This is a genomic window from Burkholderia sp. B10 (assembly GCF_004368385.1).
Lineage (GTDB): Bacteria > Pseudomonadota > Gammaproteobacteria > Burkholderiales > Burkholderiaceae > Burkholderia > Burkholderia vietnamiensis.
Genome location: NZ_PQMX01000093.1, coordinates 1 through 20,897 on the forward strand (window position 1 = coordinate 1; position 20,897 = coordinate 20,897).

The following is a 20,897-nucleotide window of genomic DNA, read 5'->3' on the forward strand; positions in this document are numbered from 1 at the left end:
CCCATCGCCCCGGCCACCGCGAACTGAACGGTAGCCTGTCCGCGCGTTCGCGCCTATCCCGCGGTTCATTTCTGCAACGCATCGCGCGCCGCCGCGCGCGTGCGCGTGTTTCGCGGCAGCCGCCCGTGTCACGTGACGTGTTCCGTAACATCGCCGGCGCGCGCGCCGCACGTTCGCCGCAGAAGCCTGCACGATCGCGGCCGCACGCGGGTTTTCGAGCTTGGCACCCTTATTGCTCCTTGACTGGAAAACAGAACGTCAGGGAGCCCGCACATGAATACCGTCGAAGTCATCAGCCGCGCAGAAACCGTCGATCGAGCGGACGTGATCGACGGCGCCTCGCTGATTCGGCGGCTCGTTTCCGAGCGCCGCATGCCGGCCGCCCGCGAAGCCGCATGCGTCGATAATCCGCCGCTGACGCTGTACGGCGCATTTCGCCAGGGCGTCGCCGATCACGCGGCGCGCCGCGCGAATCCGTATCGCGCGGGCAGCCGTTTCTGGGCGCTGTGGGAAGAAGGCCGTATCGAAGCTGAAACAGCCGGCCGTTGACGCGGCCGCCGGTCGAACGGCACGCGCGGCGCGGCTGCGGCCTCGTCCGACGCGCGTGGGCAGGCCGCTGCTCGTCGATCGGTGATTCACCACTGCAACACGCGGCGCGTACAGCACGCGCACTGCCGGGCGGCGGCCGATCGAGCCGCCGCCTTGCCACGCGTTTCCCGATAAGATGGCGGATTCCGTTCATCGAACGATGCCGCCATGACCGCTTCCCCGTCCCACCGAAATCCGATCCATTGCGAAATCGACCTCGATTCGCAAGGCAAGCACGCGGGCTATCTGCGCTTGCCGCATTCCGTGCATCGCTCCGCGTATGGCTGGCTGCCGATTCCGATCGCGTCGATCCGCAACGGCGAAGGGCCGGTCGTGCTCGTGATGGCCGGCAACCACGGCGATGAATACGAAGGCCAGATCATCGTGTCGCAGCTGATCCGCGAGATCGAGCCGGAGATGATCAGCGGGCAACTGATCCTGCTGCCGATGGCGAACTTTCCGGCGGCCGAGGCAGGCCAGCGCGTGTCGCCGCTCGACGGCGGCAACCTGAATCGCAGTTTCCCCGGCGACCCGACCGGCACGCCGACGCAGATCATCGCGGACTACATCGAGCATGCGCTGCTGTCGCGCGCGCAGTATCTCGTCGATCTGCACTCGGGCGGCAGCTCGCTGCTGTACCAGGGCGGCAACATGCTCGCCATCGATCCGCTCGATGCCGACGAGGCGGCGAAGCTCCACGGGCTGCTCGTCGCGTTCGGGCTGCCGAACGCGCTGCTGCATGCGCCGAACCCCGTGCATTCGGCGTCGGCCGCGCGCCGGCAGCGCGCGATCTCGATCGTCACCGAACTCGGCGGGGCGGGCATGGCCGATCCGGCGCTGATCCGGCTCGGCCGCCACGGGCTGCTGCACTACCTCGGCTATGTCGGGCTGCTGCACGGCGCACTCGTGCCCGATGCGCCGCCGACCGTCACGCGCTTCCTGCGCGTGGACGGCGATCGCCACTTCGTCTATGCATACGAGCGCGGGCTGTACGAACCGCTCGTCGAGCTCGGCGAGCGCGTGACGGCCGGCCAGCCGGCCGCGTGGGTGCACTTCCCCGATACGCCGCTGCGCGAGCCGGTGCTGCATCGCTTCAAAGGCGACGGCGAAGTGGTCTGCAAGCGCGTGCCCGCGCAGGTGCAGCGCGGCGACTGCCTGTTTCAGCTCGCCGAAGCATCGACGCCGCCGACGGTCATCGGCTAGTTCGCCGTTCGCCGCCGCACAACCGCTTCATAACGCCGACCGCAACGCCATGCCAAACCTTCCGGGACACGCTCATGGGTGACGCGACCACCGCGCTGATCGACACGAAGATATCGCGCGCGTCGGCGCCGAACGCGGCACGTGCGCTCTACGCACGTCTCGTCGAGGGCGGCGTCATCGTTCCCGAGCTCCGCAGCGGGTTGTCGCTGGGCGCGCCCGCCTTTCCGTTGCGCGCCGACTTCCGCGGGCTGGACGATCTCGAAGGCTGGGGTTCGCCCGAGCGGAAAGTCGATGCCTACAGTCCCGTCGTCACACGCATCACGGCGATTCAGATCGACGTGACCGGTCACGGCTGGCAGACCGGCGCAACGGGCCGGCCGGAACTGGTGGCTTCAGCGGACAATCACGGCCTGTTCATGAATTACGACGGCGGTTTCAGCGTCAATTGCCCGTCCTGCCGAGCGGCGATCGAACTCGGCGCAGACGGCAGCGACGAACTCGGTGAGGCGCTCGACGCGTGGTGCCGAGAACCGGAGTCGGCGCGGCTACGCTGCCCGTCGTGCGATTCGATCACGCCGGTGTCCGAATGGCGCTCGGTAAATTACGAATTCGCGGCCGGCCATCTCGGGATGACGCTCTGGGGCGAACACCTGCTGGGATTGGTCGAGCGTCCGTCGAGCGCAGCGGCCAAACACCTGAAGACGCTGTTTTCGGCGATCGAAGGCGCCGAGCCCGCGGTCGTGTTCTGCAATATCTGAGCGCTGCGCGCCTGATCGCCATCCTTGGTTCGATGCGCATGAGCTGCGAGACAACCGACGCGTGGGCCGCCTGTATCTGCATCACATGCAGGCCGAGCGATCACGGCCGCGCAACGCGCACACTCCATGCCCGCTGCAAGCCTTCTGACTTGCGCCGCGAAATCCTTATCGAAATTGCTTCGTTCGCCTTTGCGCGCCGCGCCGCTAACGTGTTCGGAACGGCGGCGGCACGCCCGATGCATCGCAGCACGCACTGAGCACTGAGGCCGCCGCCATCACGACAACCGCGTCGCGATAACGGCACTGACCGGACGGGCCGCATGCCCGGCCTTCGAACGGAACGTCCGCATCGCACGCCCCTCGCGATGCCCATGGCCACGAACGACCGCATCATCGACACCACGCCGCTCGACGTCCGCGCTCAGCCGCTGATCGACGCGCTGATCGACGAATACGCGACGCGCTACGACGCGTACCGCCCCGACAGCCGCGCGGCCGCGCGCGACGAACTCGCGCGCTACCCGGCTGAGCTGTTCGCGCCGCCCGATGGCGCGTTCGTGCTGCTGCTGCGCGACGGCGAGACGATCGGCGGCGGCGCATTCAAGCGCTACGACGCGCAGACCGCCGAGCTCAAACGCATCTGGACGCGCGCGGACCTGCGCCGCCAGGGGCTCGCACGCGCGATCGTCGACGCGCTCGAACAGCGCGCCGCGCGGCAGGGCTATCGGCGCGTCTACCTCACCACCGGCTTTCGCCAACCCGAGGCGTGGGCGCTGTACGACCGCACCGGCTATGCGCGGCTGTTCGATGCGTCGATCGACCCCGAAGCGTATTTCCACCTGCGCTTCGGCAAGGACCTCGTCGATCCGTCGCGCACGTCGACGCTCGCCGACCTGTGGGCGCCGCTGCCCGAACCGGCCTTGCCGCGCTGAACGCGCCGCGTCGTCGCAAGCGTTTCCGACTCCATCCCAGAAAAACCGTCAACTCCAGGATGCATTCATGCAACGAGCCGTTCCTTTCTCGCCGCGCGCACTGCGCACGCTGGCGGCCGCGCTGATCGGCGCGACCGCGATCGCCGCGGCGGCCGCGACCTTCGACCTGAGCCCCGAGCAGCACGGCCGCCCGCGCGGCACGGCCGATGCGGCCGTACAACGCGCGGTGCCGCCGACGTTCAGGTTCGCCGAGGCCGGCACGCTGACGATCGGCATCGCGCCGAGCCTGCCGCCGATCAGTACCTACGCCACCGACGCGCGCACGGTGATCGGCTTCGACGCGGACATCGGCCAGCTCGTGTCCGACAGTCTCGGCCGCAAGCTGAAGATCGTCCCGCTCGCATGGGCCGACTGGCCGCTCGCGCTCGAATCCGGGAAAGTCGACGCGGTGATCTCGAACGTGACCGTCACCGAGGAGCGCAAGCAGAAGTTCGATTTCTCGACCTACCGCAAGGACCAGGTCGGCTTCTACGTGCGCAACGACAGCAAGATCCAGTCGATTCGCGAGCCGAAGGACGTCGCCGGGCTGCGCATCGTGACCGACGCCGGCACCAACCAGGAAAAGATCCTGCTCGCATGGGACCGCGAGAACGTCGCGCATGGCCTGAAGCCCGTGCAGGTCCAGTACTACGACGACCAGGCGATGCGCATCGTCGCCGTGCAGTCGGGCCGTGCGGATGCCGTGTTCAGCGTGAACTCCGTGCTCGCCTACCAGAGCGCGCAGCAAGGCAAGACACGCGCGGTCGGGGCGATCAGCGGCGGCTGGCCGCGCACCGCCGACATCGCGATCGCGACGCGCCGCGGCAGCGGCCTCGCCGATCCGCTGACCGTCGCGCTCAACGGGCTGATTCGCAGCGGCAGCTACCGGCAGGTCCTCGAGCGCTGGAGCCTCGGGGCCGAAGCGATCGACCAGTCGCGCACGAATCCGCCCGGCCTGCCGAAGAGCTGAGCGGCCCCTTCCCTGACGCCCCCGCGAGAACGCCCATGTCATATTCGCTTTCCTTGCTGGACAAGAGTCCGATCGCCGACGGCGCGAGCGCGGCCGACGCGCTGCGTTTCACGACGACGCTCGCGCAGCGCGCCGAACAGCTCGGCTACGAGCGCTTCTGGGTCGCCGAGCATCACGGCGCGCCGGGCCTCGCGAGTTCCGCGCCCGAGATCGTCGTCGCGCATCTGCTGGCGCATACGTCGCGCATCCGCGTTGGTTCGGGCGGCGTGATGCTGCAGCACTACAGCCCGTTCAAGGTCGCCGAGACGTTCAAGCTGCTCGCCGCGCTCGGGCCGGGCCGCGTCGATCTCGGCATCGGCAAGGCGCCGGGCGGGCTGCCGCTGACGACGCGCGCGCTCCAATGGGGCCACGACCACGCGCGCAAACCCGACTTCGCGACACGGCTCGCGACGCTCGACGCATTCCTCGGCTGGGGTGTCGCCGAAGATCATCCGCTCGCCGGCGCGGTCGCGCTGCCGGTGCCGCCGCACGCGCCCGAACGCATCCTGCTCGGCGGCTCGCCCGACAGCGGCGCGCTCGCCGCCCGCCATGGCTGGCGCTTCTGCTACGCCGGCCACTTCAACGGCGACGACGCGAACCTCGAACGCTCGCTCGCCGCATACCGCGATGCGGGCGGCACGCGACCGCTCGTCGCGCTGTACGCGGTCGCCGCCGCGACCCGCGACGAAGCGGAACGACTGATCGGCGCGCTCAGGATCTTCAAGCTGCAATTCGCCGGCGGCTCGAGCTTCAACCTCGCGAGCGCACAAGCCGCCGCCGAATTCGCGCGGCAAAGCGGCGCGTCCGATTACCGGATCGACGAACTGCGCCCGACCGTGCTGGCCGATACGCCCGAGCGCATCCATCGCGCGCTCGACGCGCTCAGCCGCCGGCTCGACGTCGATGCGTTCGTGATCGACTCGCCGGTGACCGATTACGCCGCGCGGCTCGCGTCGACCGAATGGCTGGGCGGTGCGCAGTCGATCAGCCGCGCGCAACCGGCCGTCGCGGCCGAACGCGCCCCTTCCCCCGACCACAACGCGTGACACGCCCATGACGACCCGACGATCGATCCCCTTCGGCCTGATGCTGCAAGGCGCAGGCAGCCACATGAACGCGTGGCGGCATCCGAGCAACCCGCCGGACGCGAGCATCAACCTGGACTTCGCGATCGGCATCGCGCGCAAGGCGGAGGCCGCCGGCATCGCGTTCGCGTTCGTCGCCGACGGCCTCTACATCAACGAGAAGTCGATCCCGCATTTCCTGAACCGCTTCGAGCCGCTGACCGTGCTGTCGGCGCTCGCGGTCGCGACGAAGAAGATCGGGCTCGCGGGCACGATCTCCACGTCGTACAGCGAGCCGTTCACGGTCGCGCGCCAGCTCGCGTCGCTCGATGCGATCAGCGGCGGCCGCGCGGGCTGGAACGTCGTGACGACGCCGCTCGAAGGCACGGCGAAGAATTTCGGCAAGGCGCATCCCGAGCATGCGTTGCGCTACGAGATCGCCGACGAATACCTCGAGGTCGTGCAGGGGCTGTGGGACAGCTGGGACGACGGCGCGTTCGTGCGCGATCGCACGAGCGGCCGCTTCTTCGATCGCGACAAGCTCCACACGCTCGACCATCACGGCCGCTTCTTTCAGGTCGCCGGCCCGCTGAACATCCAGCGCTCGCCGCAGGGGCAGCCGGTGATTTTTCAGGCCGGCTCGTCCGACACCGGCATCGGGCTCGCCGGCAAGTATGCGGACGCGGTGTTCACGCATTCGCCGTCGCTCGACGAAACCGCCGCATTCACGCGCCGCGTGAAGCAAAGCGCGGTCGAGCACGGGCGCCAGCCGGGCGACGTGAAGGTGTTCCCCGGCGTGGGCCCGATCGTCGGCCGCACCGCGGCCGAAGCCGAAGACAAATACCAGGCGATCCGTGCGCTGCTGACGATCGACGAGGCGCTCGCGTATCTAGGCCGCTACTTCGATCACCACGACTTTACGCAGTACGCGCTCGATGCGCCATTCCCCGAACTCGGCGAGATCGGCCGCAACAGCTTCCGCTCGACCACCGACCGCATCAAGGCCGACGCGAAGCGCAAAAACCTTACGCTGCGCGAGACGGCGCTCGCCGTCGCGACGCCGCGGCCGAACTTCATCGGCACCGCCGAGCACGTCGCCGACGAGTTGATCCGCTGGCACGACGCCGGGGCAGGCGACGGTTTCATCCTCGGCTTTCCGGTGCAGGCACAGGGCGTCGACGACTTCGTCGACCTCGTGATTCCGATCCTCGAGGCGCGCGGCCGCTACAGCCGCGACCTGCCGGGCAGCACGCTGCGCGATCACCTCGGCCTGCCGCGCAAGGCGAGCCGTTACGCGCCGCGCGACGCCGTGCAGCCGCACGACGACGCGGCCCAGGCGCACGCATGACGCCGCTGCGCCGCCGCGTCGAGCGCGGCGCTTACCACCGACGACCCGATCGAGGACTCTCACCGACATGAGCGACACGACCCATCTCGGCGGCGCGCTGGCGCCGCTGCCTTCCCCGGACGCACAAGGCGCGCACGCGCGTCTTCGCATCGTGCCGGCGCGGCACCGGTCGCGCCTGGCCGGCACCGTGCTCGCGCTCGTGCTGATCGCGCTGGCACTGTATTCGATCCTCGGCAATCCGCAATGGGGCTGGCCGGTGTTCGCCGAGTGGTTCCTGTCGCCGCCCGTGCTGTCGGGGCTCGCGCGCACGCTCGTGCTGACCGCGCTCGGCGCGGTGTTCGGCTTCGCGCTCGGCGCACTGGTCGCGCTCGCGCGGCTGTCACGCTCGCGCCTGCTCGCCGCGAGCGCGTGGACGTTCGTGTGGCTGTTCCGTTCGATTCCGCTGATCGTGCTGCTGCTGATCCTCAACAACCTCGGCTATCTGTACGAGCACGTGCGGCTCGGCGTGCCGTTCACCGACATCGTCTGGTTCGACACACCGACCACCGACCTGATCTCCCCGTTCTTCGCGGCCGTCCTCGGCCTCACGCTGAATCACGCGGCGTTTTCCGCCGAAGTGATCCGCGGCGGCATCCTTGCGGTCGATCAGGGCCAGCTCGAAGCGGCCGCCGCGCTCGGGCTGCCGCGCGGCCGTCAGACCACGCGGATCGTGTTGCCGCAGGCGATGCGCGCGATTCTGCCGACGGCGTTCAACGATCTGATCACGCTCGCCAAGGGCACGTCGATGGTGTACGTGCTCGCGATGCCCGAGCTGTTCTATACGGTGCAGGTGATCTATCGCCGCAACCTCGACGTGATCCCGCTGCTGATGGTCGCGACCGTCTGGTATCTGATCATCCTGACCGTGCTGTCCGCGATCCAGGTGCAGGCCGAACGCCACTATGCGCGCGGCGCGCTGCGCAATCCGCCGCCGTCGGCGTTGACCTTCGTGCTGGCGCTCGCCCGCGCGCTGTGGCGGCGTACCGCGGCACGCAACGCGACCGCGCGCGCGGTTGCCGTCGGCGACGCTGCAGCCGTTGCGCCGCCGCTCGTCGGCGGCGACGTGGCCGTGCACAACGTGTCGAAGCAGTACGGGCCGCAGCACGTGCTCGACAACGTGTCGTTCGTCGCGCCGCGCGGCAGCGTGACGGTAATCGTCGGGCCGTCCGGCTCCGGCAAGTCGACGCTGCTGCGCACGATCAATCATCTGGAACGCGTCGACGACGGCTTCATCGACATCGACGGCGAGCTGATCGGCTATCGACGTGAAGGCGACGTGCTGTACGAGCTCAACGAGCGCGACGTGCTGAAGCGCCGCGCGGCGGTCGGCATGGTGTTCCAGAACTTCAATCTGTTCCCGCATCTGACCGTGCTGGAGAACCTGATCGAGGCGCCGGTCGCCGTCGGCGGCGTCGCGCACGATGCGGCCGAGCGCACCGCGCGCGCGTTGCTGGCACGCGTGGGCCTCGCCGACAAGGCCGATGCGTATCCGCGCCAGCTGTCCGGCGGTCAGCAGCAGCGCGTCGCGATCGCGCGGGCGCTCGCGCTGCGTCCGAAGGTGCTGCTGTTCGATGAGCCCACGTCGGCGCTCGATCCCGAACTCGTCAACGAAGTCCTCGACGTGATCAAGGAACTCGCGCGCTCCGGCACGACGCTCGTGATCGTCACGCACGAGATCGGCTTCGCACGCGAAGTCGCCGACAACGTGCTGTTCATGGAGCGCGGACGCATCGTCGAGTCGGGGCCGCCCGCAGTCGTCCTCGATGCGCCGGCGCATCCGCGCACGCGTGCGTTCCTGGCGCGCGTCCTGTGATGCGCGCCGCTCTTCCGCTGCGAGGCCTGCACCGATGATCGACCGACGCCTGTTCATCACCGCCGCGCTGGCCGCCGTTGCGAGCCTGCGCTCGCACGCCGCGTTCGCCGAGGCCGCGACGGCCGACCTCGACCCGCGCCAGGCCGGCCGCATCCGCGCCGCGCGCGACGCCGCCGCGATCCGCGCGGCCGGCAACTATCGCTGGGTGCGCGACGGCGCATTCACCGTCGCGATCGCGCCGCACGCGCCGCCCGTGTCGACCTATGCGACCGACGCACGCACGGTGGTCGGCGCCGATCCGGATTATGCGCAGCTCGTCGCCGATGCACTGGGTCGCACGCTGGTGCTCGTGCCGATCGCATGGGCCGACTGGCCGCTCGGGCTCGCGTCCGGCAAGTACGACGCCGTGATCTCGAACGTGGGCGTGACCGAGAAGCGCAAGGAGAAGTTCGACTTCACGACCTACCGGCTCGGACTGCACGGGTTCTACGTGCGCAGCGCGAGCCCGATCGCGAGGATCGCCGAACCGAAGGACATTGCGGGCCTGCGCGTGATCACCGGCGCGGGAACGAGCCAGGAGCGCATCCTGCTCGAATGGAGCCGGCGCAATGTCGCACAAGGGCTGAAGGCGACCGAGCCGCTCTATTTCGACGACGATGCGGCAGCGCGCGTTGCGCTGCTGTCCGGTCGCGCCGACACCGAACTGAATCCGAATGCGTCGCTCGCGTACGAGGCCGCGCGTGACGGCAAGATCCGTCGAGTGGGTGTCGTGAACGCGGGATGGCCGGTGAAGGCGGACGTCGCGATCGCGACGCGCCGCGGCAGCGGGCTGGCGCCGGCGCTGACGCTCGCGACCAACACGCTGATCGACAACGGCCGCTACGGCCAGGCGCTGGCACGCTGGGGATTGCAGAGCGAGGCGCTCGCGCGCGCGGAAACGAATCCGCCGGGGCTGCCGTCGTTTTGATTCGATGCGGCGGTGGGGCTGCCGTCGCATGCTACCGGCAGCGCGGGTAACGTGGCGCGGTTCGGGTTGCGCGTCTTCCGCGAAATTCGATCGATCGGCTTGTGCGCTTGATCGGCATATCGTCGAGCCGCGCTGCCGGCGGCTTCATGCGCATGCGCACTGCCACGCAGATCGCGATGCGCGGCGAATGCGCGCGAACCCTCACGATGAGATCGATGCGCACGCGGCGCTGCGCTGGCGCCGTTCACGGGTGATCGCCGGTCGCGGCGACATCGTCACCGCGCGGTGGCCGTCTGTTGCGCGGGGGCCGCAAACGCGCCCGCATACGAGCGGTCGAGCAGTTTCGTCGTGTCGTAGGCAACCGGAATCACGCCGGCCTTGTGCAGGAAGTCGGCGGTATTCTGCGCGTCCTTCGCGGCAGCGTCGTCGACGGGGCCCACGCGCTGGTGCGCATTGCCGAGCCAGCGATACGCGACGTCCGGCTCGAGCTGCGCGCGCTTCGCCCACAACTGTGCGTATTCGCGCGGATGACTGTCGACCCACTGGCGCGCCGCCACCACGCGCTTCAGGAAATCGGTGATCTCCGCGCGTTTGCCGGCTGCGGCCTCGTCGTTCGCGGCGACGAAGCTGAGCGCGGGCATCAGCCCCTGCGCGGTCGTCACCGGCCGCGCACCCTGCCGCAGCGCGAGCGTGCTGACGAACGGCTCCCATAACGACACGGCGTCAACCGAGCCGTTCGCGAGCGCATTGGTCGCGTCGATCGGCATCAGGTATGCGTACTTGACGGAATCCATCCGCAGGCCCGCGTGTTCGAGTGCGCGCAGCACCAGTTGCTGGCTCCACGCACCGCGCCACACCGCAATGGTTTTGCCCTGCAGGTCGGCCACCGTGCGCACGGGCGAATTCTTCGGTACGAGGATCGCGACGCCGTCGAGGCTCTGCCGCGACACCGCCACCACTTTCACCGGCGCGCCGCGTGCGGCCAGCGTCAGCAGCGCGGAATCGCCGAGGAAGCCGACGTCGATCGCATTGCCGCTCAGGCTTTCGGCGACCGGCGCGGCGGCCTGGAAGTGCTTCCACTCGATCGCGTAACGCACGTCCTTCAGCACGCCGGACGCTTCCATCGACGCCTGGATGTTGAAGTAATTCTGTTCACCGACGCGCAGCGTGACGGTGTCTTTCGCGATGCCCGGCTGCGCGGCGAGCGCGAGCAGCAGCGCGGTGACGATTCGGCTCGACAACGTGATTTTCTCCGGTAGTTGACTGGCGTGCGCATCGCAGCAGCGCCGGATAGCGCATCGAACGAAGCACACGGCGCACGCCATGAAACCGTCGACGATACGTCGATCGCCGGCATCGAACAAACGCAATATTCTGCTATCGAAAGGCGCAAATCTTCGATGGCAGGACGGCGCGCATGCCGATGTTGCAACGCGCCACGGGAAAGCCGTTCGAGGACATCCTCGACAGATATTTCGTACGCGAAATACACCGAGAACTATATTTCGCATGCAAATTACCTTTCTGAACGAGGACGGACATGACATCGGAACCCATCGCGTTTTCCGCCGCCGACGGCTATGCGCTGCGCGGCACGCTCTGGTCGCCGGACGCGCCGCCGCGCGCGCTGGTGCTGATCCACCCGGCGACCGCCGTGCCCGAGCGCTTGTACGCCGGCTTCGCACGCTTTCTGACGACGCGCGGCTTCGCGGCGCTGACCTACGACTATCGCGGGATCGGTTCATCGCGGCCCGCGCGGCTCACCAAACTGCAGGCCCGCATGCGCGACTGGATCGAACTCGACGTCGGCGCGGCCATCGCGTGGGCGCGCGACACGCACCGCGCAGTGCCGCTGCTGGCGGTCGGGCACAGCGTCGGCGGCCACGCGGTCGGCCTGTCGGCCGGCACCGCGCATCTGCGTGCCGCCGTGCTGGTCGCCGCCCACGCGGGCAGCACGCGGTTGATCGAAAGTGCGGCCGAACGCCTGAAGGTGCGTCTGATCCTGCACGTGCTCGGCCCGCTCGCGTCGGCGCTGCTCGGCTACGTGCCGGGCAAGCGGCTCGGGCTCGGCGAGGATCTGCCGGCCGGCGTGTTCCGCGAATGGAGCCGCTGGACCACGCTGCCGCACTACTTCTTCGACGATCCGACGCTCGGCGCGGCCGAGCGCTTTTCGAAACAGCGGCTGCCGATTCTCGCGGTCGGCTTCGACGACGATCCGTGGGCCAATCGGCGCGCCATCGACCTGCTGGTAAGCTACCTGACCGGAGCGGCCGTCGAACGCCGGCAGATCGATCCGCACGCGGCGGGCACCGGCCCGGTCGGGCACATGGGCTTCTTCCGCAGCCGGCCGGGCGCCGTGCTGTGGCCGGGCGTCGCCGACTGGCTCGCGCAGGCGCTCGACGCGCGCCGCGACGCCGACCGCCCATCCCTTTCCATCGCAGCCGGGAACCGAGCTTGAGCGAACATCGACGACTGTTTTTTCTGTTGAACATCGGCCAGCGGCGCGTACAGCGCTGGGTCGACCGCAAGGCCGAGACCGACGCGCGCGCGAGCGCCGCGCAGGCCGGCGTGCTGTTCTTCCTCGCGAAGCAGGACGGCGCGCTGATCGGCGAAGTCGGCGCGGCGCTGCAACTCGCGCCGTCCGCGATGACGGGGCTCGCCGACCGGATGGCGAAGGCCGGCCTGCTCACGCGCCACGCCGATTCGGACGATGGGCGCGCAACGCGTCTGTTCCTCACCGACGAAGGTCATGCGGCGCTCAAGCGCGCGCGTGTGTTGCTGCGCGAACTGAACGGCAAGCTGTGCGACGGCTTCTCCGACGACGAACTCGACGTCGTCGCGCGCTGGCTGAACGCCTTGCAGCAGCGCTTTCCGGCCGAGCGCTGACCGCCGGCGCGGCGCGCCGCATCGGCTGCGTGCACCGCGTTCCGCACGTAATCGAAAGCGATTCCAATTCGCGCTTCGATTCGGTTTCCGAAGTTTTTCGAAGGAAAATTTTGCGCGCCTGCGCGAGCCGTTTCGGCAACGCTTTCCGGCTACGCTCTGTTACAAAAAATTGCCCCCCGCGCCGCATACGGATCGCCTACATTCCATTCCACTTCGATGCATTCGTCGTAGGCGCCGACCAAGCAACGAAAAGCAATGAAAACGAAGCGGAGTCTCACCGACGTGCTGGCGGGATCCAGCACCTGCGGCTTGCGATGACCGAAGCGGCTTCCTGATCGCCCGATCCGTCTCGTGCACGGCATCCGTTGCCGTGCGCCGGTTCGTGTCGGCTCGCCATGCCATCGCTGCCGCACCTCAACGAGGAGCAGTCCATGCGACGCCAGATCGTGTTCCACTCGCCCGTCACCCGCCTCACCCGCCTGACTCGACTCAGCCGATTTAGCCGACTCTCCGGCGCGCTGGCGATGGCCGCCGTCGCGACCGCGGCCCATGCCGACCCGGTCGTCGTGTCGGGGCCCAGCCCGTTCGCGGCCTGCACCATCGGCGGCCCCGGCACGAACTACGTGAACGCCGAGGTCGAGCCCTGGCTGTCGGTGAACCCCGCGAATCCGACCAACATGATCGCGGTATGGCAACAGGACCGCTGGTCGAACGGCGGCGCGCACGGGCTCGTCGCCGGCTACACGTTCGACGGCGGCGCGACCTGGGCGCGCACGCCGCAACCGTTTAGCGCCTGCGCGCCGGGCGGATTGAAGTACGAGCGCGCGTCCGATCCGTGGGTGTCGTTCGGGCCGGACGGCACCGCGTACTCCGTGTCGATCTCGTTCAATCAGTCGAACAACAGCAACGCGGTCGCGGCGTCCGTGTCGGCCGATGGCGGGCAAACGTGGAGCCGCCCGGCCGTGCTGATCGCGAACGACGAGCCGACGACGCAGTTCTTCAACGACAAGGAATCGGTCACCGCGAACCCGGTGAAGGCCGGCACCGCGTATGCGGTGTGGGACCGCCTCGAGCTGCCCAACGGCAACCCGTATGCGAACCTGCACACGCAGGCGTACCGCGGGCCGACGTTCTTCTCTAAGACGACCGATGGCGGCAAGACCTGGAGCGCGGCGAAGGTGATCGTCGACGTGCCGTCGCGCCAGCAGACGATCGGCAACCAGATCGTCGTCGATCCGAAGACGGGCACGCTGTACGACTTCTTCGATCTGATCCAGCCGCCGTTCAACAAGGCGGCCGGCAAGGTCGCGTTCATCAAGTCGAGCGACGACGGCGCGACGTGGAGCAAGCCGCAGGTGATCGCCGCGCTGCAGACGGCCGGCGTGACCGACCCGAACACCGGCGAACCGGTGCGCACCGGCGACATCATTCCGGAGCCCGCGATCGATGCCGCGTCCGGACAGCTCTACGTCGTCTGGCAGGACGGTCGATTCAACGGCGGCAACTACGACGAGATCGCGCTATCGACGTCGAAGGATGGCGGCGCGAGCTGGAGCGCGCCGCTGCAGGTAAACACGCCGACCGGGCGTGCGGCGTTCAATCCGTCGGTGCGGGTCGACAGCGCCGGGGCGGTGATGGTCACCTACTACGACTTCCGCGACCTCGCGGCCGGCAACACGACGACGCTGCCGACCGGATTCTGGCGCAAGATCTCGCACGACGGCGGTGCGACGTTCGCCGACGAGCGGCGCGTCGGCGGTCCGTTCGACATGAAGCTCGCGCCGAACGCGGAAGGCTTTTTCATCGGCGACTACCAAGGGCTCGACGTGCTGCCGTCTTCGTCGTTCCACCCGCTGTTCGTGCAGACCAACGCGGGCAACCTGACGAACCGCACCGACGTGTTCTTCGCGCCGTGATGCGCACGTAAGCGCAGCGCAGCCGCGACGTTTCGCGCGTCGCGGCTGCGCATCCGACGCTGGCGCGTCACTGCATGTCGGTCAGCACGATGCGCCCGTCGATCTTCCCTTCGCGCAAACGGGTGAAGATGTCGTTGATGTTGCCGAGCCGGTCGCGATGGATATGCGCGCGCACGAGGCCGTCCGCAGCGAAATCGAGCGACTCCTGCAGATCGCGGCGCGTGCCGACGATCGAGCCGCGCACCGTGATGCCGTTCAGCACGGTCGAGAAGATCGGCAGCGGAAAATCGCCCGGCGGCAAGCCGTTGAGCGCGACCGTGCCGCCGCGCCGGACCATCCCGAGCGCCTGCGCGAACGCGCTGCGCGATACGGCCGTGACCAGCACGCCGTGCGCACCGCCGATTTCCTTCTGGATGACCTTCGCCGGATCGTCGACCGATGCGTCGATCGTCAGCTCCGCGCCCAGTTGCCGCGCGAGCTCGAGCTTCGCCGGCGACACGTCGATGGCCGCGACGTGCAGGCCCATCGCCCGCGCGTACTGCACGGCCACGTGGCCGAGGCCGCCGATGCCGGAAATCGCGAGCCACTGGCCCGGACGCGTATCGGTGACGCGAATGCCCTTGTAGACCGTCACGCCCGCGCACAGGATCGGCGCGATCTCGTCGAAGGCGACCTGCGCCGGCAGATGGCCGACGTAGTTCGGATCGGCCAGCACGTATTCCGCGTAGCTGCCGTTGACCGAGTAGCCCGTGTTCTCCTGTCCGTGGCACAGCGTTTCCCAGCCCGTGTGGCAGTACTCGCAATGGCCGCACGCCGTGTACAGCCACGGCACGCCGACGCGATCGCCTTCGCGCACATGCGTGACGCCCGCGCCGACTGCCGCGACGATGCCGACCCCTTCGTGGCCGGGAATGAACGGCAGCGTCGGCTTCACGGGCCAGTCGCCGTCGGCGGCGTGCAGGTCGGTATGGCAGACGCCCGTCGCCTTGATGTTGACGAGAATCTGGCCGGGGCCGGGCGTCGGCACCGGGACTTCCTCGATACGCAACGGTTCGCCGAATGCGTGAACGACGGCCGCTTTCATGGTTTGGGTCATGCCCTGCTCCTGTCTGGTCGATGACCGGGCCAGTATCCGGGCTCGAGACCGCAACGACTTGATACGTATCAACGCTACGGGAAACGCACGCGATTGCGGCCGGTTCGCAGCGCGCCGTCGTGTGCAGCGCGGCCGTGCGCACGCTCGCAGCACCGCCTCGGGCCGTTGGCCGGCGTCGCCGATGAAGCGGTACGTCGGCGCATGGGCGGCATCGTCCCGGTTTTAATCAGAAATGATATAACGTATCATCTTCGATGCTTGTCCGTCGTCATGGTGCGTTATCGACACGGCCGGGCGCCGCCGGATCGGATCCGCAGCGGGTCGGTGCGCGTGCACGATGCAACAATATATCGTTTCGATGTGTGCTCGCCGGGCTGACATTCCGATCCGATTTCTACACAACTTCCAATGTCTTCACCGATCATGCGCGACCTTCGCCGTCTACCGCTTCGCCGGCTTCAGCCCGTCTCTCTGATGCTGTTCGCCGCCGTCACGCCCGCCCATGCGGCCGACCCGCCTGCCACGTCGCCGCCCGCGCCGCTGGCGCCGATGTTCGTGACCGCGAACCCGCTCGGCGACACCGACCCGATCGCCGCCACCACGCAGTTGAGCGGCGACGCGCTCACGCGCCGCCAGGCCGATTCGCTTGGGGAAACGCTCGACGGCCTGCCCGGCGTGTCGACCACGACTTACGGGCCGATGGTCGGCCGGCCGATCATCCGCGGCTTGGACGGCGACCGGATCCGGCTGCTGCAGAACGGCGTCGCCGCCTACGATGCGTCGTCGCTGTCGTACGACCATGCGGTGCCGGAGGACCCGCTGTCGATCGAGCGCATCGAGATCGTGCGCGGGCCGGCCGCGCTGCTGTACGGCGGTAATGCGGTCGGCGGCGTGGTCAATACGATCGACAACCGCATTCCGCGCGAAGCGATCGAAGGCGTGACGGGCGCGCTCGACGCGCGCTACGGCGGCGCGAACGCAGTGCGCGCCGGCGCCGCCCAGGTCGAAGCCGGCAACGGCCACTTCGCGTTTCACGTCGACGCGTTCGATCGCGAGGCCGGCAAGCTGCGGATTCCCGGCTATGCGCGCAGCAGCGCACTGCGCTCGACGGACGACGCCGACACGCCGCAACCCTACGGAAGCGTTCCGAACAGCGACGGCCGCGTGCACGGCGGCGCGGTCGGCAGCGCGTACACGTGGGCCGACGGTTTCGCCGGCCTGTCGTACAGCGGCTACGAATCGAACTACGGTTCGGTCGCGGAGGACGGCGTCCGCCTGCGGATGCGCCAGGAGCGCGTCGCGTTCGCGTCCGAGATGCGCAATCTCGACGGCCCGTTCACGAAGCTGAAATTCGACTTCGCATACACCGACTATCGGCACAAGGAGGTCGACGACGGCGAAACCGCGACCGTGTTCCGCAACCGCGGCTACGAGGCGCGCATCGAAGCGCGGCACCGGCGCATCGGCCCGTTCGAAGGCGCACTCGGCGTGCAGTTCGGCCAGAACACGTTCTCCGCGCTCGGCGACGAAATGCTCGTGCCGTCGACGCGCACCAACAGCGTCGCGCTGTTCGGCCTCGAGGAATGGCAGGTCGACCCGGCGCTGAAGCTGAGCGTCGGCGGACGGTTCGAGCACGTGCAGGTCGATCCCGATCCGGCCGGGATCGCGAAGTTCGCCGACGCGCGAGCGCGCGACTTCAACGCCGGCAGCGTGTCGGCCGGCGCATTGCTGTCGCTGACGCCCGTGTGGTCTGTCGCGGCAAACGTCGCGTACACGGAACGCGCCCCGACCTTCTACGAGCTCTACTCGAACGGCCCGCACGATGCGACCGGGCAGTTCCTGATCGGCAACCCGAACGCGTCGAAGGAAAAGGCCGTATCGACCGACCTGTCGCTGCGTTATGCGAGCGGCCCGAACCGTGGCAGCGTCGCGGTGTTCTACAACCGCTTCTCCAACTACCTGGCCGAGTACAACACGGGCCGGATCGTCGACGACCACGGCGACCCGGTCGCGCCCGGCACCGCCGATGCGCTCGACGAGGCGATCTACCGCGGCGTGCGCGCGGAGTTCTATGGCGTCGAGCTCGACGGCAAGTGGCGCGCGTTCGCGCAGCGCGGCCACACGATCGACCTGGAACTCACCGCCGACTACACGCACGCGCGCAACGTCGACACAGGCCAGCCGCTGCCGCGCATCGCACCGCTGCGCGCGACGCTCGCCGCCGACTACGGCTACGGCCCGTTCGGCGCACGCGCACAGGTCACGCGTGCGTGGGCGCAGCATCGCGTGCCCGACAACGACTTCCCGACGGACGGCTACACGTCGCTCGGCGTGCTGCTGAGCTACAAGTTCCGCGTCGGCGCGACGCACTGGCTCGCGTTCCTGCGCGGCGATAACCTGACGAACCAGGAAATCCGCTACGCTACGTCCGTCGTGCGCGGCTTCGCGCCGCAAGGCGGCCGCAGCGTGATGGCCGGCCTGCGTACGACGTTCTGACGTTCTGACGTTCTGACGTTCTGACGTTCTGACGTTCTGACTGCCGACCGGTCCGCGACGCAGGTCGCGGGCCGGTCGGCGGCGGGAAACTGCGCGTTCGCGCGTCTCGCGCACTGAGTGCGTGGTCACGAGGTCCGGACGCACACCACCGACAGCGGGCTCACGCTGACCGAAGTCCGACAGGCGCACCAGCATCCGCAGGATCAACTCGCCAGCTGAAGGACACGATGGCGAGCGCGGCTGACACGACCGATCGCGCACGTGAACGCGTCGCCGAGATCGTGTGGAGCGCGGCCGACTACGAATCCGTCGAGCGCGACATCGTCGAACTCGCGCACGGGCCGGCAAGCAAGCAAGCCGAAGCGAGCGCCGATATCGACGACTTCTGAAGACAGTTGCTCGCGCAACTTGTTCGCGCGGAAGATGCAGATGCAACCTGCACGTACGAGCGCGGGATCGTGATCGCGCAGGCGTGCATCGACCGCTACGCAACCGAGTACAACTTGGCACCGGCCATCGGCTCAATCGCGGTCGCGATTCAGCGACGCACGAACAGCGCTTGCGCGTTTTTATCGGCTCGATGCGCAATTTTTATTCCCGAAGATCCGATACGGCACACGACGCGTATTGCGACCGCGCGCCATTCCGTTCAACCCGGACGCGCACTTTTAAATCAGGCGAATGACGAGTATGCTTAAAAAGCACTCCACGTTCGGACGGCGAATCGCAGCCCCTGATTCCCTGCCGATCGTACCGCGGCCCCATCGCGCCTCGCGTCGGTGGCGGCGTCCGCCTCGCGCCCTGGCCGCACGAACCTTCCCCAACCATTCGCAGGAGAGCTGGTGAGCCGACTCGTCGTCGTATCCAATCGCATTGCAGATCCCCGGAAAGCCGCCGCCGGCGGCCTTGCCGTAGCCGTGAAAGACAGCCTGCAGGAATCGGGCGGCGTCTGGTTCGGCTGGAGCGGCAGGCTGCGCAGCGAGGGCGAGCGACCCGCGCAGGGCGACGACGTGCAGATCCAGAACGTCGGCGGGATCCAGCTCGCGACGATCGATCTCGATCCGCAGGATTACGACGCGTACTATCTCGGCTACTCGAACAACGTGCTATGGCCGGTGTTCCACTACCGGCTCGATCTCGCGCAGTTCGACCGCCGCTTCGCCGACGGCTACCGACGCGTGAACCAGCTGTTCGCGCGCAAGCTCAGCACGCTGCTGCGGCCGGACGACACCATCTGGGTTCACGACTATCAACTGATTCCGCTCGCCGCCGAACTGCGCGCGATGGGCTGCACGAATCCGATCGGCTTCTTCCTGCATATTCCCATGCCGCCGCCGCCGATCATGGCCGCGATTCCGGAGCACGAATGGCTGATGCGCGCGCTGTTTGCGTACGACCTCGTCGGCTTTCAGACCGAATCCGATCTGCTGCACTTCGAGCACTACGTCGAGGCCGAGGCCGGCGCCGCGCGTCTGCCCGACGGTCGCCTGCGTGCGTTCGGCCGCACGCTGTCGGCCGGCGCGTTTCCGATCGGCATCAACGTCGACGAATTCGCGGCGCTGGCGGAGAATCGCGACGGCATCGACATGTTCGAGCGGATGCGCGATGAATATTCGCGCCGTCAATTGCTCGTCGGCGTCGATCGTCTCGATTACACGAAGGGCCTGCCGCAACGCGTGCATGCGTTCCGTCAGTTGCTCGAACAGTATCCGGAGAATCGCAACCGCGCGACGCTGATCCAGATCGCCGCGCCGAGCCGCGAGGATCTCGGCGCCTACGACGACCTGCGGCGCGAGATGGACAGTCTGTGCGGTGCGATCAACGGCGACTACGGCGAGCTCGAGTGGATGCCAATGCGCTACATTCATCGGACCGTTGCGCGCAAGCGCTTGCCCGGCCTCTATCGCGCAAGCCGTGTCGCGCTCGTTACGCCGCTGCGAGACGGGATGAACCTGGTCGCGAAGGAGTTTCTTGCCGCGCAGGACGAGGCTGATCCCGGCGTGCTCGTGCTGTCGCGCTTCGCCGGCGCAGCCGAGCAACTGAAGCCCGCGCTGCTCGTCAATCCGTACGACACGCAGGGCACCGCGCAGGCGATTCAACGCGCACTCACGATGCCGCTCGACGAGCGCCGCCAGCGCCACAACGCGCTGATGGCGATCGTGCGCAAGACCGATGTGCACTGGTGGCGCACGCGCTTTCTCGATGCGCTGACCGAAGCGGCCGAAGTTGCGGCGGCGGCTGCGTCCTGATTTGCGTTCGCGGGTACGCCGTTATGCGACGTGGGTAGCGCATGCGCTTTCTTGATACGCCGACCGAAGCGATCGAAGTCTATGCGGCCGCTGCGTCCTGACTGACGATCGCGGGCGAGGTGCGATTGCGCATCGCATCGCATCGCATCGCATCGCATCGCATCGCATCGCATCGCATCGCATCGCATCGCATCGCATCGCATCGCATCGTTCGCGCGCGACAGCACCGACGCCGCGAACGTTCCGCCGTGATCCGCAATTCTGCGTAGTCCGGTCCTGTCGAAGGCGTTTCTTCAGATCGTATCGATCAGTCGCATCGCGCATCCGGCCGCGCACGCGTGCGCGCCATTCGCAAAACGCGAGCAGCCACGCAGACAAAAATGCCACCGCGCCCGCATCTCGCCACGTCGCTCAATCGGATGAATGACGCAGCGCACCACAAGCGGATGTTGCTCGCACGAACCGCCCTGCCACCCCACCACCCTCGATTCCCG

General features: G+C 68.1%; 19 protein-coding genes. 16 read left to right on the plus strand and 3 right to left on the minus strand.

Annotated elements, in window-relative coordinates; genetic code table 11:
* Positions 1-273 precede the first annotated feature (273 nt).
* The 9 genes from C3Y15_RS28295 to C3Y15_RS28335 all read left to right on the plus strand — a co-directional run bounded on the left by C3Y15_RS28295 (position 274) and on the right by C3Y15_RS28335 (position 9,760).
* The gene (locus tag C3Y15_RS28295) at positions 274-549 is read left to right on the plus strand and encodes a hypothetical protein (RefSeq protein WP_034195079.1); all 276 of its coding nucleotides are present in this window, start codon (positions 274-276) and stop codon (positions 547-549) included.
* 207 nt (positions 550-756) lie between these two features.
* Entirely contained in the window at positions 757-1,791 is a 1,035-nt protein-coding gene (locus C3Y15_RS28300) for a succinylglutamate desuccinylase/aspartoacylase family protein (RefSeq protein WP_034195080.1), read from the plus strand.
* 74 nt (positions 1,792-1,865) lie between these two features.
* A complete protein-coding gene (locus tag C3Y15_RS28305; RefSeq protein WP_124260081.1) occupies positions 1,866-2,549 on the plus strand; it encodes a hypothetical protein in 684 nt (227 codons plus the stop codon).
* Between the two features lie 371 nt (positions 2,550-2,920).
* A complete protein-coding gene (locus C3Y15_RS28310; RefSeq protein WP_124260082.1) occupies positions 2,921-3,481 on the plus strand; it encodes a GNAT family N-acetyltransferase in 561 nt (186 codons plus the stop codon).
* Between the two features lie 67 nt (positions 3,482-3,548).
* Positions 3,549-4,490, plus strand: a complete 942-nt coding sequence (locus C3Y15_RS28315) for an ABC transporter substrate-binding protein (RefSeq protein ID WP_059696238.1) — start codon at positions 3,549-3,551, stop codon at positions 4,488-4,490.
* A 35-nt stretch (positions 4,491-4,525) separates the two neighbouring features.
* Complete coding sequence (locus tag C3Y15_RS28320) at positions 4,526-5,575, plus strand: LLM class flavin-dependent oxidoreductase (protein WP_011882266.1); 1,050 nt, start codon at positions 4,526-4,528, stop codon at positions 5,573-5,575.
* A gap of 7 nt (positions 5,576-5,582) precedes the next feature.
* Entirely contained in the window at positions 5,583-6,941 is a 1,359-nt protein-coding gene (locus tag C3Y15_RS28325) for an LLM class flavin-dependent oxidoreductase (protein WP_124260083.1), read from the plus strand.
* A 67-nt stretch (positions 6,942-7,008) separates the two neighbouring features.
* Complete coding sequence (locus C3Y15_RS32580) at positions 7,009-8,793, plus strand: amino acid ABC transporter permease/ATP-binding protein (RefSeq protein WP_081335137.1); 1,785 nt, start codon at positions 7,009-7,011, stop codon at positions 8,791-8,793.
* A 34-nt stretch (positions 8,794-8,827) separates the two neighbouring features.
* Positions 8,828-9,760, plus strand: a complete 933-nt coding sequence (locus C3Y15_RS28335; RefSeq protein ID WP_069246483.1) for an ABC transporter substrate-binding protein — start codon at positions 8,828-8,830, stop codon at positions 9,758-9,760.
* 275 nt (positions 9,761-10,035) lie between these two features.
* Here C3Y15_RS28335 and C3Y15_RS28340 read toward each other — a convergent pair whose 3' ends face one another.
* Positions 10,036-11,001, minus strand: a complete 966-nt coding sequence (locus C3Y15_RS28340; protein WP_081335144.1) for an ABC transporter substrate-binding protein — start codon at positions 10,999-11,001, stop codon at positions 10,036-10,038.
* A gap of 299 nt (positions 11,002-11,300) precedes the next feature.
* Here C3Y15_RS28340 and C3Y15_RS28345 point away from each other — a divergent pair, with 299 nt between their 5' ends.
* From C3Y15_RS28345 to C3Y15_RS28360, 3 genes are all read left to right on the plus strand, one after another.
* Positions 11,301-12,218 carry an alpha/beta fold hydrolase gene (locus tag C3Y15_RS28345; protein WP_059696243.1) on the plus strand — a complete coding sequence of 306 codons (918 nt, stop codon included), beginning with the start codon at positions 11,301-11,303 and terminating at the stop codon, positions 12,216-12,218.
* Positions 12,215-12,646: a MarR family transcriptional regulator gene (locus C3Y15_RS28350; RefSeq protein ID WP_011882272.1), complete on the plus strand. Its 432-nt coding sequence runs from the start codon at positions 12,215-12,217 to the stop codon at positions 12,644-12,646. Before C3Y15_RS28345 ends, C3Y15_RS28350 begins: the two co-directional genes overlap by 4 nt.
* A 431-nt stretch (positions 12,647-13,077) precedes the next feature.
* Entirely contained in the window at positions 13,078-14,562 is a 1,485-nt protein-coding gene (locus C3Y15_RS28360) for a sialidase family protein (RefSeq protein WP_059464122.1), read from the plus strand.
* Between the two features lie 67 nt (positions 14,563-14,629).
* Here the strand turns inward: C3Y15_RS28360 and adhP are convergent, their stop codons facing one another.
* A complete protein-coding gene (gene adhP / locus C3Y15_RS28365; RefSeq protein ID WP_014724850.1) occupies positions 14,630-15,658 on the minus strand; it encodes an alcohol dehydrogenase AdhP in 1,029 nt (342 codons plus the stop codon).
* 474 nt (positions 15,659-16,132) lie between these two features.
* On the opposite strand from adhP, the gene C3Y15_RS28370 reads away from it, so the two are divergent.
* From C3Y15_RS28370 to otsA, 4 genes are all read left to right on the plus strand, one after another.
* A complete protein-coding gene (locus C3Y15_RS28370) occupies positions 16,133-18,154 on the plus strand; it encodes a TonB-dependent receptor (protein ID WP_124260085.1) in 2,022 nt (673 codons plus the stop codon).
* A gap of 227 nt (positions 18,155-18,381) precedes the next feature.
* Entirely contained in the window at positions 18,382-18,543 is a 162-nt protein-coding gene (locus C3Y15_RS31900; protein WP_155121973.1) for a hypothetical protein, read from the plus strand.
* Positions 18,544-18,549: 6 nt separating this feature from the next.
* Positions 18,550-18,852, plus strand: coding sequence for a hypothetical protein (locus C3Y15_RS28375; protein ID WP_124260086.1), 303 nt, complete (start codon positions 18,550-18,552; stop codon positions 18,850-18,852).
* 144 nt (positions 18,853-18,996) lie between these two features.
* Positions 18,997-20,403 carry an alpha,alpha-trehalose-phosphate synthase (UDP-forming) gene (otsA, locus tag C3Y15_RS28380; RefSeq protein ID WP_045577955.1) on the plus strand — a complete coding sequence of 469 codons (1,407 nt, stop codon included), beginning with the start codon at positions 18,997-18,999 and terminating at the stop codon, positions 20,401-20,403.
* Positions 20,404-20,696: 293 nt separating this feature from the next.
* Here otsA and C3Y15_RS32030 read toward each other — a convergent pair.
* A partial coding sequence (locus C3Y15_RS32030; protein ID WP_208328107.1) for a hypothetical protein occupies positions 20,697-20,897 on the minus strand: 201 nt, incomplete at its 5' end.